Source organism: Primorskyibacter sp. S187A (assembly GCF_049800955.1).
GTDB lineage: Bacteria > Pseudomonadota > Alphaproteobacteria > Rhodobacterales > Rhodobacteraceae > JAKVBH01.
In genome coordinates, this window is record NZ_JBNAGA010000005.1 from 74,422 (window position 1) to 90,597 (window position 16,176).

The window sequence follows — 16,176 nt, forward strand, 5'->3', positions numbered from 1 at the left end:
TCTCCGGCTCAGTCCTCTGGCGTGCCTGAAATCTCCAGCACCAGATCACACAGGATATGGTCCCCCCGGGTCTGCGGCGAGATCGGCTCCAGATCATAGATATAGGAGGCCCGTCCGGTCAGCAGGCCCTTGAGGTAATCCCACCTCTTGCGCCAGCGCGGCGCGGTGGAGGAAAACGCCGCCTGCCGGGGCAGACGATACGCCGTGCCGCGGGCACCAAACGCCGCCAGGGCCGTTTCCAGATCAAACTTGGGATCCCAGTTCTCGAAGATGATGATCAGCGATATCTCCTCAGGCAGCGCCTGGGCCAGCTCGGACAACACGCTGCTCTCAAACCCTTCGACATCAATCTTGGCCACCCCCCGCGCGCTTTCGCGCCCGTCGAGCACCTGCGCAAACACATCGGCAAAGACCGGCGCACCTTTCCGGATCTCGACGGTTTCGCGGATATAATTGGCCTCATCAATCTGCTGAAACCCGTCCTTGCGCGCCAACACTTCATGGTCATAGGCATTGTCATCGCTGACCACGAAAGCCCCGCCCCAATTGTGCCGGGGCACCATCAGATCAAGCGTCGCATCCTCCACGCCAATCCCGTAATTGCGCAACGACATCTCCGCCCGGCCAGACGAGACCGCCGCGTTGACCTCAAGGATCTTGAAGGCCAGCGGGTTGGGTTCAAAGGCCACGATCCGATCGAAGGCATCCTTCACGGGACAACAGGTCAGGCCGATATTGCTGCCGATATCGAGCATGAAATCGCGGGCATTCTGCGCACTGGCGGCGCGCAGGAACGCAAGCATATGCGGTTCATGATCGCTGAACAAAATGGGCGAGAGCGAAATAATATCATTGGTGCGCACAAAAAGCTTTAGATCTGTCCTCCGGAGCTTTTTGAAAATCAGCGTTGCAAGCGCCCGGTAGAGGACCTCTCGGGCCGGAAGGACAAATTTGAACTGCATAAATACTCTTTCATGGCTGTCGGGCCATATGATCAAACCCATTGGGAGACATCATGGCACACGATAGCACATGCGCAAGAATTCCCCGGAACGTAACCTTTGCGCTACAGCGCCCAAGGGGTTATGCAGCCCGGCACCTTTTGACATCGATATGCCGTAAAGCAATCGCAACACCAGCGGCGAAATTGCCCGGAGAGCTTGCCAATGACATCCCCGCCCCGCCCCGAAGACAGCCATTTTCTTGTCGTAGGTCTGGCGCGCAATGCAGCACAGAGCCTGACTGCGGATGTGGCCCGTACGGCTGATGTCCTGAAATTTGCGGACCGCATTTCCTGGTTGGTGATCGAATCCGACAGCGAGGACGAGACACTCTCCACGCTGGAAGAGCTCGCCACCCGCTACGAGAATTTTCGCGTCGTCTCTCTGGGAACTCTGCGCGACACGCTGCCCAAACGCACCGAACGGATCGCGCATTGCCGCAATGCCTATCTTGATCTGGTGGCGCAGGACTATGCGGATGTGGATTATGTCATTCTCTCGGATATGGACAATCTCAACCAGAAACTGACCACGCAAGGTGTCCTGTCGTGTTGGGAGCGGGACGATTGGGGCGCGTGCACGGCCAATCAGAGCGGGCGATATTACGATATCTTCGCCCTGCGCCACGACGCCTGGTGCCCCAATGATTGTGCCCAGCAGCAGGCCTTCATGGCGCAGCATGGGGCGGGCTTCATCTGGTCAAGGCTGGCGTCCGTCTATCTCAAGATGCTGCGCATTCCCCAGGACGCCGATTGGATAGAGGTCCGCTCCAGCTTTGGCGGTTTTGCCATCTATCGGCGGGATGCGCTTCTGGCGGGGCGCTATACCGGGACCTATCCCGACGGGCGCGAAATATGCGAACATGTGCCGTTTCACGCCATGTTGCGGGAGGCGGGCTGGAAGCTGTTCATCAATCCCCGCCTGATCAACGCGCATTACACCGACCACATGCCATGGGGCGTGGCCCTGCGGAAATTCCGGCATTACAGACGTCTGTTTCTGGAGCGCGTCGGGCTCAAGGCCCCCAAGACCTAACCCGGCCCACCGCGCAGCGCACAGTCCAGCATCCAGACCATCCGCATGAGCCGCAACCGCGCCAATGTGGCCAGCGCACGGACCTTCTCAAGGCCCGACAGCTCCCCCGCCCGCAGAATGCGTGGGGCATGGGCCAGAATGCTGAGCGGCATGGCCAGCGCCTTGAGAAGCCACTTGGCCGCCCCGCCCCCCTCCTGGCGGTGCAGCAGATACATCTCTGATGTGAGCCTGCGCCATTTACGCGCCAACGCGGCCCAATCCTGACGGGAGGGATGGGACACGGCAAAAGCTGTATCAAAATCCAGTGTGAAGCCTGCGCGCGCGGCCCGCTGGGACCAGTCCTTGTCCTCCGAGACAGCCGGCTGGAAGCCCCCTACCGCATCGAAGACAGCCCGTGACGTGACCAGATTGCCCGCGCCCAGAAAGGCATCACGCGTCAGATAGGCCTGCATCTTGAAGGCAAAGACCGCTTCAAACGCCTCCGCACCGGACATCGGCGGGGGTGTTTCATGAAAGACATCCACGCGGCCCCCAATCACATGGTCCGCCCGCGCAATCGCCAATCCCCGGGAGATCCAATCGGGAGCGGGCACACAATCGGCATCGATAAAGAAGAGCCACTGCCCCACGCTTGCAGCAACGCCGGTATTGCGCGCCGGGCCCGCACCAGAGCGCGGCTCGATCACGATCTGCACCGAAGGATAGGCGCTGCGCACCGGCGCCAGATCAACATCGGAGCCATTATCCGCCACGATCACCTCGCCCTCATCGCCCACCTGCGGCAAGAGCGCCTCCAGGCAGCGCAACAGGCGCGGCACATCATTGAAATGCGGAATGACAACAGAATAGAGAACGGTGTGAGACATGGTGCTCCCATGCCAGAGCCATGCGGCCAGACCAAGACGAAATTGCGGTCTGGCCCGGACGGGCGGCTCCCATGCCCTCTCTCACCGGTATCTTCCCCGTGCATTGCGCGATGCCATCGGATAAGCCAACCGGGCCATAGTATCGCCCCTATTATCCAGTCCAAAGCCACCATGACCCAGACCGCCTCTTCCGATCCGATTCTGTCGATCATCATCATCAGCTACAACACGCGCCAGATGACGCTGGACTGTCTGGCCTCCGTTTACAAAGAGACCACAACCCCCTTTGAGCTGATCGTCGTGGACAATGCCTCCAGCGACGGATCCGCAGAAGCCATTGCCGCGGCCTTCCCGCCGCAGACCCATCCGAACCTGACCCTCCTGGCAGAGACGGAGAACCATGGTTTTGCGCCGGGACATGAGGTGGCCCTGCCCCATGCCAGGGCGCCCTGGCTTTTGCTGCTCAATCCCGACACGCTGGTGCTGGAAGGGGCCATCGACAAACTCATGGCCTTTGCCGCGCGGACCCCTGATGCGGGCATCTGGGGCGGGCGCACGATCTTTGGCGATGGCACGCTCAACCCGGCCTCCTGTTGGGGCCGGATGACCCCATGGTCCACCCTGTCCCGTATTCTGGGCCTGAGCGGTATCTTCCCGCGCTCCGAGATCTTCAATTCCGAAACCTACGGCCGCTGGCCCCGCGATACCGAGCGCGATGTTGATATCGTCTCGGGCTGTTTCTTCCTGATGCGGCGCGCCGATTGGGACGCGCTGGATGGGTTTGACCCGGCCTTTGTGATGTATGGCGAGGAAGCGGACCTGTGTCTGCGGGCAAAGAAACGCGGGTTTCAGCCGCGGGTCTGCCCGGAGGCCACCATCGTGCATTACGGCGGCGCCAGCGAAACCGTGCGCGCCGACAAGGTCGTGCGTTTGATGAAGGCCAAGATAGAGCTGATCAAACGCCACTTCCCGCCGGGGCTCAGGCGCTTTGGCTGCTGGCTGTTCTCGCAATGGCCACGCTCCCGTCACATCGCCACGGGGCTGGCAGCACGCCTCTTGCGCAACCCGCGCCTTGCGGAGAAATCAGCGGTTTGGGGCGAGGCCTGGGCACGTCGGGGAGAATGGCGCGACGGGTTCAGCGGGCCTTGAGCCTCACTGGGCCCTGACGTTCTGCATCAGAACTCAGCACAACACGATCCTTCAAGCGCAAAGAAAAACGGCGGCACCCGGAGGGCGCCGCCGCTTTTTAAAAACTGTCAGATGGCTTACGCGCTCTTGCGACGTGCCACTGCAATGCCACCCAGAGCTGTCAGCAGAAGCAGACCGCCTGCGGGCAGCGGAACCGGGTTCACGGCGCCGATGAAATCAACGATCGCGTCAACCGAGTCGATGCCGTTGCTGTCAAAGCTTACGATCAGGTCATTAACCGACGTCAGGTCCGCACCGCCGAAATCGGCGAAGTTGAATGCGATGTTACCCTGCGACATGACGATCTGGGAAACGGTCACACCGTCCACTGTGATACCAACTTCCATGCCGAGGTCGATTGCAACGACTTCCATCAGGAAGAGGGAGTTTGAACCACTGTCGGTGAAGTCAACGCCGCCCAGGCCGGTGTACTGCAGTTCTGCATTGCCTTGTGTGCCAGCATCGTTGCTGAAGAAGAACTGACCGCCCATCATGGACGATGTCGCACCAGCTGTTGAGAACGGACCGGATACGTTTTCAACTTCGATAGTCCGGGAACCACCAATCGCGTTGGTTGTTGCAACAGTGTCGGACACAGTCGCGCCACCAGCAGCCACAACGGGCGCCTGGTTATCGTTGAAGCTGTCGATCTGAACGGTAGCAGCCTGAGCCGCCGCGCCGAACGTCACAACCGCAGCAGCGGCTACAGAAGAAAGAATTTTGTTCATAGAGAGCCTCACTCGTTAAGGTTTCATTAAACCTAAATGAGGCACACCTGTGGCGCAATGGGTCGATTAAGGAAAAATTGTGCCTGGATTGTCTTTTTTCGGCCAAATGCACACGCATAGGGAGAATCCAAAGACAATTGACTGTTTATTACGCGATTGTTGCTGGAATCGAAACGAAAGAGCCACAATTCACGCCTCGGATTCGGCGAATGTCTTCAGTAGATGAGCTCTGAGTCGCGCCGCGCCATGGGCAGGGGCTGCGCCTTCATTGTGACGTAGACCACGGCGATCATCACTGGCCAGATCATGCATAAAACAAAGGATGCAACATAGGTCAGGGAGAGCGTATGGTGATGCTGGCGATGCTCGGCATGAGTTTGGGCAATCGCAAAAAGCGCGATGGCGAGGTAGAGAAATCCGAGGCACATCCAAAGCAACATAGGGTTGAAATCCATCTCTCTGTTAACGGAACCAAAGTGGCAGAGATTCGTTTATTTGTCCAAGCTTGCGAACCAAAAACGCACCCATAGGTTGTTTTCTGCCGATCCAGATTTTCCGTGCTGCACTATTGTTGTGCAACTTCCGGGAGTATTGTCTTTCTGAATTATGGCCTGACTTGTGGAGATTTAAGACAATTTCAGGGCAACCGCCGTGCCGCGCCGAATCTGCCCCCGCACCGGATCACGGGGCTCCGCCTTGCCGCAGGGGCGGCGAAACACAGCCAAAATCGATTTGTTTTTGCTCCGACGGGTCCGTAGAACAGGCCTTGCCTCGCGGACAGATCAAGGGGCACTGCGGATCCCGCGATCAGAACCATATTTTATACTTATAAACAGAGCCTTGTGACGACACCACAGCCACACCGGCGCGCATGAAAACGTCCTGTCAAAACAGAGGTTTCGCCGTAATCATGCCAAAATCGCCATCTAGGTTTGCCCCGGCAATTCAGCATCAGGAGACTGCCATGTTCCCTCTCATTACCCCCATCATTCTCTGCGGCGGCTCCGGCACACGGCTTTGGCCCCTGTCCCGGCGGAGCTATCCCAAGCAATTCGTGGAGATGATCGGCGAGGGCTCGCTGTTTCAGCAATCCGCGCAACGCTGCCAGGGCGAGATGTTTGCTGCTCCCATTGCCGTGACCCATTCCGATTTCCGCTTCATCGTCACGCAACAGCTCTCCGACATCGGCATTGATCCAGGCGCTGTGCTCATTGAACCTTCGGCGCGCAATACCGCCCCCGCCCTTCTGGCCGCCGCTCTGGTGCAGGCTGAGCGTGATCCCGCTGCCATCATGCTGGCCGCCCCTTCGGACCATCTCGTCACGGATGTGGCCCGCTTCCATGACACGCTGGCGCGCGGCGCCGAGGCCGCAGCCACCGGTGCCATCGTCACGCTGGGCATCACGCCCGACCGCCCCGAGACAGGCTATGGATATCTCGAGCTGGCCGAGGCCGGCACCACGCAAGGCACCCACCCGCTCTCGCGGTTCGTCGAAAAGCCTGATGCAGACCGGGCTGCCGAAATGCTGGCTGCGGGGAATTACCTGTGGAACGCCGGGCTGTTTCTCTATCAGGCCAAAACACTGATCGCGGCCTTTGAGGCCCATGCGCCAGAGACACTGGCCCATGTGCGCCGTGCCGTGGCCGAGGCCCAGCCCGATCTGGGGTTCCTCCGGCTTGCGCCCGATCATTGGGCGGCCTGTGAAGATCTCTCCATCGATTATGCCATCATGGAAAAAGCCGGCAATCTGGCCGTCTCGGTACATGATGGGGATTGGTCCGACCTGGGCGCATGGGAGGCCGTGCGCCAACACAACACCCCCGACAGCAACGGCGTTGCCACAGCAGGCGACGTCACGGCTGAGGATTGTGAAAACACCCTCCTGCGCTCCGAAGCAGACGGCCTGCATCTGGTGGGGCTGGGCCTCAAGGATATCGTCGCCGTTGCCATGCCCGATGCCGTGCTTGTGGCCGACAGATCCCGCGTGGCCGATGTCGGACAGGTGGTCAAACGCCTGCGCGTCGAAGGCGTGCCGCAGGCCGATGAACTGCCCAAGGATCACAGGCCCTGGGGCTATTTCGAAACCCTCATCCTCGGCCCCCGTTTTCAGGTCAAACGCATCGTGGTCACCCCCGGCGCCACACTCAGCCTGCAAAGCCATATGCACCGCTCCGAGCACTGGATCGTGGTCGCGGGCACCGCAAAGGTCACCATCGACGATGAGGTCAAGCTGGTGGCGGAGAACCAATCGGTCTTCATCCCGCTGGGCGCCAAACACCGGATGGAAAACCCCGGCAAAGTGCCCATGGAACTCATCGAGGTCCAGACCGGTGCCTATCTCGGCGAAGATGACATCATCCGCTACGAGGATGCCTATGCCCGGGGTCAGGGCGCGAAGGGCTAGGCCCTTGGCCCCCACCCGCCCATGAGCCCTTGCAAACCCGTGAGCCCTTGCAAGACAGGACGCTGGCATGGATCGATTGATCAACGTATTGGAAATTCTGGCCATTATCGGGGCGGCGCTTTTTACCACCCGGTGGATCATCCCCAGAGGGATCAAGACATGGCAAACGCACCGCCGCAGGCGCCTTGGCAGGGATCGCGAGACCAGCTTTGCCGAGGCGGTCGAATGGACCGAAACCGGGCGCATAAAAGCCCAGCCCCTGGAGCGCGCCATGGCCGATTGCGTGGTGCCCCTCGAAATGCTCTTTGCCGATGACGATCACGGCCTCTACTACCAGCTTGAGATGGGCCAGGTGAGCCGCGCTGAACTGACCACATGGCTGGAGGTCACCCAGACGCTGGAGCTTGAAGAGATAGGCCAGGTTCTGGAAGAAGCCGTGCTGATGCATGACGTGATCTGCCATCCCGATTACGACCCCGAGATCCCCCAGGATGGCGGGCAACTGGGCTGGCTGCTGTGGACGCGGGCCGCGGAATTGCGGGCCAAGGTAGAACAGAGGGAAGATATCTCCCGGCTCCGGGCCGCGTGTGAGGCCTATCTGCGCCGCCATGCGCCGGACTTGCTGCCGCTTCCGGTCTGGTAAGCTCGCGCACCCCCTCCGGCATACCTGACCTTGCCGGGCCACCCCGCCTGCCCCATAACCGCGTAAAGATCCCCGGACCGTCAGGAACAGGACCACAAGGAAAAGGGCAGTCATGCGCGTATTGGTGACAGGCGGAGCAGGCTATATCGGCACCCACACGCTTCTGGAGCTGGTGGCCGCAGGCCATGAGCCCTTTGTCGTGGACAATTTCGAGAATGCCTCGCCCCGCGCGCTGGCGCGGGTGGGCGAGCTGATCCAGCGCCCCATCCCCCATGCCACCTGTGATGTCCGCGATCGCAGCACCCTCACCGAAATCTTTGAGGACATCCGCCCCGAGGCCGTGATCCATTTCGCAGGGCTCAAGGCCGTGGGCGAAAGCGAAGAGCGTCCGCGCGATTACTACGATGTGAATGTGGCAGGCACCCTGACGCTGCTGGCGGCCATGGAAGCGGTAGATTGCGCGCGCATTGTCTTTTCCTCCTCCGCCACCGTCTACGGCGCGCCTGATTACCTGCCCTATGACGAGGCCCACCCCACGCGGCCGCTCTCGGTCTATGCCAAGACCAAGCTCATGGCCGAGGACATCCTGCGCGACTGGCACAGCGCCCATCCCCAAAGTGCGGTCCTGCTCCTGCGCTATTTCAATCCCGTGGGCGCCCATATCTCGGGCCGGATCGGGGAAGACCCGCAGGGCTGGCCCAACAACCTGATGCCCTTCATCACGCAAGTGGCCGTGGGTCGGCGCGACAAGCTCATGGTCTTTGGCGATGATTACGACACGCCCGATGGCACCGGCGTGCGCGACTATATCCATGTGGTCGATCTCGCGCGCGCCCATGTGGCCGCACTCACCCATGCGGAGAAAACCCCGGGCGCAGAAGTGATCAACATCGGCACAGGGCAGGGCTATTCCGTGCTGGAGATGATCCGCGCCTTTGAAGCCGCCACGGGCCTCGAGATCCCCCATGAGATCGCGCCGCGCCGCGAAGGGGACATCGCCGCAATGCAGGCGGATGTCCGACGCGCCGAGACACTGCTGGGCTGGCGTGCGCGCCATGGTCTGGCCGAGATGATGGCCAGCGCATGGGGTTGGCAGAGCGCCAATCCGCAGGGATATACAACAGACAACTAGTGGCGGCGCAGGAGGGCTTACCGGCCAACCCTGTGGCGCAGGGAATGGCGCACGTAGCGCCCCAACGCCCCGAGTGTGACTCCGAGCCCCAGGCCTTCTTCCCGCAGCCAGACCCGCAGGATATCGCGGACCGCCTTGAGCTTGTTCGATGACAGGCTGCCCGACGCCACACGGTATTCTGCCAGCACCTCATCAAGCCCATGGGCCACAGCCCCGCCCCGCATGAGCCGCAGCCAGAGCGCGTAATCATGCTGCAAAGGCAGATCCGGCATGGGCTGATCTCCGAAATGCGCGCGGTCATAGATCACCGTGAGACAGCCCAGAGGATTGGGGCCCAGCATATCCGCATATCGTAATTCGGGCCGCGCCCGCACTTCCGAGAGTACCTCCCCCTGCGGCGTGACCCGCGCGTAAGACGTATGGCTCAGCACCGCGCTCCGCTCCGCCATAAAGGTCATCTGCCGGGCGAGCTTCTCGGGGTGCCAGCGATCATCGGCATCGAGAAAGGCAATGTAGCGCCCCCGCGCGACGGCCAGCCCGGCATTGCGCGCACCCGCAGCGCCCAGCCCCGATCCCAGCCCAGCTCCCGGCCCAACGCCTGTCTGCACAAGGTGGATGCGCGGCTCCTGCGCGGCCAGCGCCTCGGCGCGCGCCACCGTCTCGAACGCAGCGCCATCATTGATCAGGATCAGCTCCCAATCCCCCCGGCTCTGCGCCCGCACGGAGGCCACACTGCCCGCGAGCGTCGGACAGGCGCCATGAAACGGCATCAGAACAGAGATCAGCGGATCGGCCATGGCCCTCCCTACCCCGGGCATCACCCGCGCGCCAACAGGCAGGGGCGCGGTGCATCGGATTTCAGTCTAATCTGAAAGACCCTCCCCCCTTTCGCCACAATGCTGCAACGCTGCGCGCCTGCCTCTTGGCCGATGATTCATCCGACGGGTTTTAGGGCCCAATGGATTTTGGGACCCAATGGGTTTTGGGGCAAGGACATGGACCTGCGATCAACCGGCGTGCTCCTGAGTGGGGCTGAGATGCTCGACAGCGGTATCCGCCAGACGCGCTTCATAGACACCGACGAGGGCAGTTTCCTCGTGGCGACGACCGGGCGCGGCGGCGGGCTGATCAGCTATGAGCACAGGCCAGACGGCACTTGGGTGCTGCGCGATGAGGCCTATTTCTCCGGCGCCCTCCTCGACAGCCCGCTTGAAACCCTCGCCCTGACCACCGGTCCGGACGGCCCCCTGGCGCTCGTGGGGGGCGATGCGGAAGGGTTATGGTGTTTTGCGCTCAACCCCGATGGCAGTTTTGGACCACAAGACAGGCTCAGTGCCGCAGAGGCCGCCCCATTGGTGGCAGACGCAGCCGCAGGGATGTCCGGCGATGACGCCACAGCCAGCCTTGCCTTGCAGGCCCAGATCGAAGGCCTGCCCCTGCCTGAGGGGATCGCGCTCTCGGCGGCCCCGCAATTTGTCCGCGCCACCGTCGCGGAGCGCAGTTTTCTTCTGGCCACAGACAGCGCCAGCCAGGCCCTCTTTGTCTATGATCTGCAAGACAACGGCCCCTCCCCGGGCCCCGGCGCCTTGCGCGACCGCTTTGGCGCGGCCGAGGGTCTGGGCGTGGCCAATCCCACGGCTCTCGCCAGCGTGGAGATCGAGGGCACCACATTCGTGCTCATGGCCGCGGCGGGCAGCGCCTCGCTCTCGGTCCTGCGTCTGAGCGGCTCGGGCCAGCTCACCCTGACAGATCATGTGATCGACACGCTCGAGACCCGCTTCGCCGCAGCCCAGACACTCGAGGTATTCCAGCAGGGCGGGCAAACCTTCGTGCTCTCAGGCGGGGGAGATCACGGGCTCACGCTGTTCTCGCTCCTGCCCAATGGCCGCCTGATCACCCGCGAGAGCCTGGCGGATACCGAGGCCACCAGCCTGCACAATGTCACCGATGTCACCGCGCAGGTTGTGGACGACCAGCTTGTGATTGCCGCCACATCCCAAAGGGATGCGGGGATCAGCCTTTTGGAGCTGGATATTGGATCGCTTCGCGAGAGCTGGCGCAATGAAAGCGGCGAGACCAGAAACAAGGCCACAGGCAGCGGCGATGACATTCTGATTGCAGGTGCTCAGGGGGATACCATTCGCGGCGGCGCAGGCGATGACATCCTCGTAGCCGGGCCCGGCCGCACCATCATGCAAGGTGGCGCGGGGCGCGATACTTTCGTGCTCACAGACCAGAGCACCAATGGCCGGATCACCGATTTTGAAGCTGGCGTGGACCGGATCGATCTGTCCTTCTGGCCCATGCTCCGCGCGCCGCAATCCCTGGACGTCACCGAGACATCCACCGGCGCGCGCCTGAGCTATCGCGGCTATGAGCTCAGCATACAGGCCGAAGATCGCCAGACGCTCACATTGCTCGATCTCTTCGGCCCGCGCTTTGACTGGGCCGACAGGCTCCCCCTGCCTGATCCGCCCCCGGCAACTGCCCCTCTCGCAGGAGAGACCCTGCGCGCGCCCGATACTGGCGCGGCACTCTCGGGCGGGGCGGGCAATGACAAACTCTACGGGGCCGACGGGTTCGATACACTCTCGGGCGGCGCGGGTGATGATCTGCTGGTGGGCAAGGACGGGGCCGACCGTCTCAGCGCGGGCAGTGGCGATGACACGCTCTATGGCAATGACGGCGCGGACAACTTGCAGGCCGAGGCCGGGCGCAATCTGCTCTCGGGCGGCAACGGCAATGACACGCTGAGCGGCGGGAGCGATGACGACACGCTGCGCGGCGGCACGGGCAATGACATCGTGATGGCGGGCGCAGGCGATGACAGCCTGCGGGGCGACAGCGGAAATGACAGCCTTTACGGCAATGACGGCGACGATCTGTTGCGCGGCTCGGGCGGGCGCAACCTGCTCTCGGGCGGCAATGGCGATGACAAGCTCTATGGCGCGGAGCGCGATGACACGCTGGAGGGCGGCGGCGGCAATGACCTGCTCTTTGGCGGTGATGGCGATGACAGCCTGACGGGCGGCGCGGGCTCTGACACGCTGTACGGCAAGGATGGCGAGGACGTGCTGCGCGCCACATCGGGCCCCGGCTTTCTCTCGGGCGGCGATGATGACGACCGCATCTTTGGCGGCGATCAGGACGACACGATCCAGGGCGGGCGCGGCGATGATCTGCTGGTGGGCGGCGCAGGCGACGACAGCCTGCGCGCCGACAGCGGCCGCGACACACTCTTTGGCAATGACGGCGATGATCTGATGCGCGCCACCTCCGGGGCCAGCCAGATGTCCGGCGGGCGCGGCGATGACAAGCTCATTGGCGCCGATCAGGCGGACCTGCTCTCGGGCGGCAACGGCGCGGATCTTGTGGTGGGCGGGTCAGGCCATGACCGGGTGTCAGGCGACAAGGGCGATGACACGCTGTACGGCAACAAGGGCAATGACACGATTGAAGGCGGCGACGGCGATGATTGGGCCTCGGGCGGGACAGGCAATGATCGCCTCTTTGGCCGCGAGGGCAATGATACGATGCGCGGCTCGGACGGGGCGGATGTCTTCTTTGGGGGTGCAGCGCGCGATGTGCTGGCAGGCAATGGCGGCAATGACACGATCGAGGGAGGCTCGGACAATGACCGCCTCTTTGGCGGTTCGGGCAATGACCGGCTGATCGGGGGCACGGGCGCAGATGTGCTGGGGGGCGGCTCTGGCGCCGATGTCTTCGTCTTCAATTTTGTCAACGAAAGCCGCCAGGGCGCGGGCACGCGCGACCGGATCGAGGATTTCACCTCAGGGGTTGATCAGATCGACCTCTCCGCTCTGGCCTCAGGGCTCGAGTTCGTGACGAGCTATACCGGCGCGGGCCGGGAGGTCCGCTACAATGAGGCCATCGGGCGGCTGTACGTTGATATCGATGGCGACGGCAGCTCGGATTTTGCCGTCGATCTGCGCGGTGCCCCCTCACTGGATGCAGATGATCTCATCCTGTGACGTCTCTGGGAGAAGATACTCAGGTCTTCACGAAGCGATACTTGCCGCCCAGCACCTCCGGGGTAAGCCCGGTCTTGTCACAGAATTTCTCCATGCCCGCGCGCACCTGTTTGTGCTTGAAATCATCGCCCACCAGATGCCCGCCCGGACGCACCAGCGGCCAGTAGAACATCAGATCGCGGAACACCGGCTCCTTGTCGGCGGCGGCATCCATATAGATCAGATCCGCCTGTACCTTGTGATAGCGCAGGATCTTGGCGGCATTCTCCGAGGTCTGGGCCAGCGGCGTGATCATGTCCTGGGCCCCCGCATCCACCACATTGCGCATGAAGGTGTAATAGATCATCGGATAGCCGTTCACGAGGCGCATGGAGTTGAACTGCGCCGCGTGATCGCCCTTGCCTGAGTGGATGAAGATGCTGGGCGGGCCCAGCCATGTATCGACACAGACGATCTCCGTCTCCAGCCCTTCCGCACGGCAGATCTCCGCCATGCGCAGCGCCGAGGCGCCTTTCCACGTGCCCACTTCGATGATGCATCTGGGCTGCAGCGCCTTGATGCTGTCCTCGAACACCCCGTGTTCATGCCCCCAGCCCTGCACATCGGGCTCTGCCCAGGCAGGATCGAAATTCTCGTAAGGATCAAAACCAAAGAGCGTATCGCGGACAGGAGGCATCGGATCAGGCCTTTTCATGCAATGCAGATGCGCAAGCCCTACTGGAGCGGAGCGGCCCTTTCAAGCGACCGGCCCCTCACTGCATCAGCGCCTCATGGCGGGCAATGGCGGTGCGGATATCCTCGTAATACTCGATCTCGCCCTCATGCAGCACCAGACCGCTGTCGCAGAAATTGCGCATCTCCTTCATCGAGTGGCTCACCATGATGGCCCCTGCCATGACCATGCGCGCCTGAAAGACCGCGCGACTCTTGCGCTTGAAACGCGCATCGCCCACTGCGGTGACCTCATCGATGAGATAGGTGTCGAAGGGGATGCCCATGGCAATGCCAAAGGCCAGCCGCGAGCGCATGCCCGAGGAATAGGATCGGATGGGCATATGGAAATGCCGCCCGATCTCGGCGAAATCCTCCACAAAGGCCACCAGCGCATCACTGTCCACACCGTAGACCCGCGCCAGAAAGCGGGTGTTCTGCAGCCCCGTCAGATCGCGGTGAAAGGAGTTCGTCCCGCCCACGGGCCAGGACATGCGCCCCTCGATCCGCACCCGGCCTGATGAGGGCTGCATCGTGCCTGCAATCATCTGCAACAGGGTCGATTTGCCCGCGCCATTGCGGCCCAATAGGCCAAAGGCCCGCCCCGGCGGCAACGAGAGCGAGAGCGGCTTGATCACTGGGCGATATTCCCCCCGCACCCAGAACCCTTTGGAGAGGTTCTCGAAATGGATCATCGCCCGCTCCTGCCCCGCCCTAGCCGCGATCGCGCAGGGAGTAATAGACCAGCGCACCAATGGCCCATGCGGTGAGCGAGAAGAACAGCGTGAGCCCCAGGATCAGGAAGCGGCGGGGATATTCCGCGCGCTCGGCCAATGTGGGGCGAATGTAGGTTGCGAGATAGAGGCTCTGGCGCTCGGCATTGGACCGCGCGGCGTCCATCGCGGTGAGGGCGGCCCGGTAGGTTTGCTCGGCAAATTCGCGCTCCACCTGCAGCCCCTCATATTGCGCCAGAAGGGCCGGGTAATCGGTATTGTCGACCGTGACATTCTGGGCGGCAAAGCTCAGCCGCTCCTCGGAGATGCGCTCCTCGATCACCTCGACCCGGCGCGCCAGCTGGCGCACACGCGGGTCACTGGCCTCCGTGGTCTGGGTCAGAAGGTCCAGATCGACCACCGCCTCGGCCAATTGCTGCTGGAGATTGTTGAGCACCCCCATGCGCCCCTGAATATCAGCCAGCGGATCGAGGATCTGGGTCCGGGCGCGAAACGAGGTCAGCCGTTCGCGCGCCGTGATCAGACGCTCCTGGGCCTGATCCAGCTCGATCTGGGCATTGGCCATACTGTCGCGCCGGGCCGCTTCGTTCAGCGTGTTGATCATCGCTTCGCTCTCGGCCACCACAAGACCGGCAATCTGCTGGGCCGAGGCGGGATCGCGCGCACGCACCTCCACCATCAAAAGCCCCGAATTCTTGTCATAGGTGATGCGCACCATGCGCTTCCAGAACCGCAGCAAATCCTCGATCGTCGCATCCTCGGCCAGTGAAAAGACCGGATCTGCCTCATCCGGCACACGGTAATGGGCAAAGAGATCAAAGCGCGCATTGATGCGCTGCACGATCTCCTGGCTCTGGATGAACTCGAAAAGCACGTCGGCATTGCCCCCTGCCCCACTGCCCCCGCCCACAATCTGGCTGAGACCGCCCAGAAGCTCAGTGGCCGAACTTGTCTCGTCAGAGCGCACCGTGAAGGCCGTGGTGGAGGCATATTGATCCTGCGCCACGGCAAACAGGTAATAGCCCGCCAGCAGCACCGGCAGGACAACGCCCAGAAGCGCCCCCAGGATCAACCCCCGGTGGCGGCGCCTGGATTTGGCGGGCGGGGCGACGGGCGGCACTTTGGAGACCGCCTCGAGCAATTCCTGATGGGCCTGCTCTTCGCGGGCGGCTTCCGCCTCGGCCCGGCGCAGGGCGCGGCTTTTCTGCTTCTTGCGAATGAAGCGCGTGTTCCATTTCTCGATATAGGCCGCGCGCGCGGCCTCGCTGGCAAAACTCTTGCGCGCCAGAGCGGCCTCCCGCTTGGCGATGACATGGGGCTGCTCAAGCCCATAGGGATCGTCCTGCGCCTTGCCTTTGGGAGTGTCCTGCGTCACAGTTTTTCTGCTTTTGCCACGAATACCAATGACATAGACTTTACAAAGCGCCCCGACCGATGGCCAGCACAAAGGAGGGCCCCGACATCGCACGCACCAGCCCGGCCATTGATGCGCCTTTTGCGGCCCGCAAACGCCGGCCCCTGATCGAAAGCCTGCGCGCGATCACGGCGCTCATCCTGCGCGAGATGTCGACGCGCTACGGGCGCACGCCGGGGGGCTATGTCTGGGCGCTTCTGGAGCCTATCGGCATGATCATCATCCTGGGCTTTGCCTGGTCGCTTGTGGCCAAGACACCCACGCTGGGCACCTCGTTCTTCCTCTTCAAGGCCACCGGTTTCATGGTGTTGCAGATGGTGCTCATCCC

The 16,176-nt window shown here is 62.3% G+C and carries 14 protein-coding genes and 1 pseudogene; 7 read left to right on the forward strand and 8 right to left on the reverse strand.

Going from position 1 to position 16,176, the window contains the following annotated elements:
* Positions 1–8: 8 nt before the first annotated feature.
* The gene (locus ACP15S_RS20080) at positions 9–962 is read right to left on the reverse strand and encodes an FkbM family methyltransferase (protein WP_425041434.1); all 954 of its coding nucleotides are present in this window, start codon (positions 960–962) and stop codon (positions 9–11) included.
* Between the two features lie 204 nt (positions 963–1,166).
* Here ACP15S_RS20080 and ACP15S_RS20085 point away from each other — a divergent pair, with 204 nt between their 5' ends.
* A complete protein-coding gene (locus ACP15S_RS20085) occupies positions 1,167–2,036 on the forward strand; it encodes a hypothetical protein (RefSeq protein ID WP_425041435.1) in 870 nt (289 codons plus the stop codon).
* Here the strand turns inward: ACP15S_RS20085 and ACP15S_RS20090 are convergent.
* Positions 2,033–2,902 (reverse strand): glycosyltransferase family 2 protein, encoded by an 870-nt coding sequence (locus ACP15S_RS20090; protein WP_425041436.1) that lies wholly within the window; start codon positions 2,900–2,902, stop codon positions 2,033–2,035. The two genes, ACP15S_RS20085 and ACP15S_RS20090, sit on opposite strands and share 4 nt — an antisense overlap.
* 171 nt (positions 2,903–3,073) lie before the next feature.
* Here ACP15S_RS20090 and ACP15S_RS20095 point away from each other — a divergent pair, with 171 nt between their 5' ends.
* Positions 3,074–4,051 carry a glycosyltransferase family 2 protein gene (locus tag ACP15S_RS20095; protein WP_425041437.1) on the forward strand — a complete coding sequence of 326 codons (978 nt, stop codon included), beginning with the start codon at positions 3,074–3,076 and terminating at the stop codon, positions 4,049–4,051.
* A gap of 116 nt (positions 4,052–4,167) precedes the next feature.
* Here ACP15S_RS20095 and ACP15S_RS20100 read toward each other — a convergent pair whose 3' ends face one another.
* Both ACP15S_RS20100 and ACP15S_RS20105 read right to left on the reverse strand, forming a co-directional pair.
* Positions 4,168–4,818: a VPLPA-CTERM sorting domain-containing protein gene (locus ACP15S_RS20100; RefSeq protein ID WP_425041438.1), complete on the reverse strand. Its 651-nt coding sequence runs from the start codon at positions 4,816–4,818 to the stop codon at positions 4,168–4,170.
* A gap of 215 nt (positions 4,819–5,033) precedes the next feature.
* Positions 5,034–5,273, reverse strand: a complete 240-nt coding sequence (locus tag ACP15S_RS20105) for a hypothetical protein (RefSeq protein WP_425041439.1) — start codon at positions 5,271–5,273, stop codon at positions 5,034–5,036.
* Positions 5,274–5,782: 509 nt separating this feature from the next.
* Here ACP15S_RS20105 and ACP15S_RS20110 point away from each other — a divergent pair.
* The 3 genes from ACP15S_RS20110 (at position 5,783) to galE (ending at position 8,997) form a co-directional block, all read left to right on the forward strand.
* Entirely contained in the window at positions 5,783–7,222 is a 1,440-nt protein-coding gene (locus ACP15S_RS20110; protein ID WP_425041440.1) for a mannose-1-phosphate guanylyltransferase/mannose-6-phosphate isomerase, read from the forward strand.
* Positions 7,223–7,289: 67 nt separating this feature from the next.
* Entirely contained in the window at positions 7,290–7,865 is a 576-nt protein-coding gene (locus ACP15S_RS20115) for a hypothetical protein (protein WP_425041441.1), read from the forward strand.
* A gap of 112 nt (positions 7,866–7,977) precedes the next feature.
* Positions 7,978–8,997, forward strand: a complete 1,020-nt coding sequence (galE, locus tag ACP15S_RS20120) for a UDP-glucose 4-epimerase GalE (protein WP_425041442.1) — start codon at positions 7,978–7,980, stop codon at positions 8,995–8,997.
* Between the two features lie 17 nt (positions 8,998–9,014).
* Here the strand turns inward: galE and ACP15S_RS20125 are convergent, their stop codons facing one another.
* Positions 9,015–9,794, reverse strand: a complete 780-nt coding sequence (locus ACP15S_RS20125; protein ID WP_425041443.1) for a glycosyltransferase family 2 protein — start codon at positions 9,792–9,794, stop codon at positions 9,015–9,017.
* A 198-nt stretch (positions 9,795–9,992) separates the two neighbouring features.
* Here ACP15S_RS20125 and ACP15S_RS20130 point away from each other — a divergent pair, with 198 nt between their 5' ends.
* Positions 9,993–12,989, forward strand: a complete 2,997-nt coding sequence (locus ACP15S_RS20130; RefSeq protein WP_425041444.1) for a calcium-binding protein — start codon at positions 9,993–9,995, stop codon at positions 12,987–12,989.
* 19 nt (positions 12,990–13,008) lie between these two features.
* Here ACP15S_RS20130 and ACP15S_RS20135 read toward each other — a convergent pair whose 3' ends face one another.
* From ACP15S_RS20135 to ACP15S_RS20145, 3 genes are read right to left on the reverse strand one after another with little or no spacing between them, the layout of a single operon-like run.
* Positions 13,009–13,683 (reverse strand): class I SAM-dependent methyltransferase, encoded by a 675-nt coding sequence (locus tag ACP15S_RS20135; protein ID WP_425041445.1) that lies wholly within the window; start codon positions 13,681–13,683, stop codon positions 13,009–13,011.
* A gap of 58 nt (positions 13,684–13,741) precedes the next feature.
* Positions 13,742–14,395, reverse strand: a complete 654-nt coding sequence (locus ACP15S_RS20140) for an ABC transporter ATP-binding protein (RefSeq protein WP_425041446.1) — start codon at positions 14,393–14,395, stop codon at positions 13,742–13,744.
* Between the two features lie 19 nt (positions 14,396–14,414).
* Complete coding sequence (locus ACP15S_RS20145) at positions 14,415–15,809, reverse strand: sugar transporter (RefSeq protein WP_425041447.1); 1,395 nt, start codon at positions 15,807–15,809, stop codon at positions 14,415–14,417.
* Positions 15,810–15,868: 59 nt separating this feature from the next.
* On the opposite strand from ACP15S_RS20145, the pseudogene ACP15S_RS20150 reads away from it, so the two are divergent.
* Positions 15,869–16,176, forward strand: a pseudogene (locus tag ACP15S_RS20150) (ABC transporter permease); the annotation flags it as partial.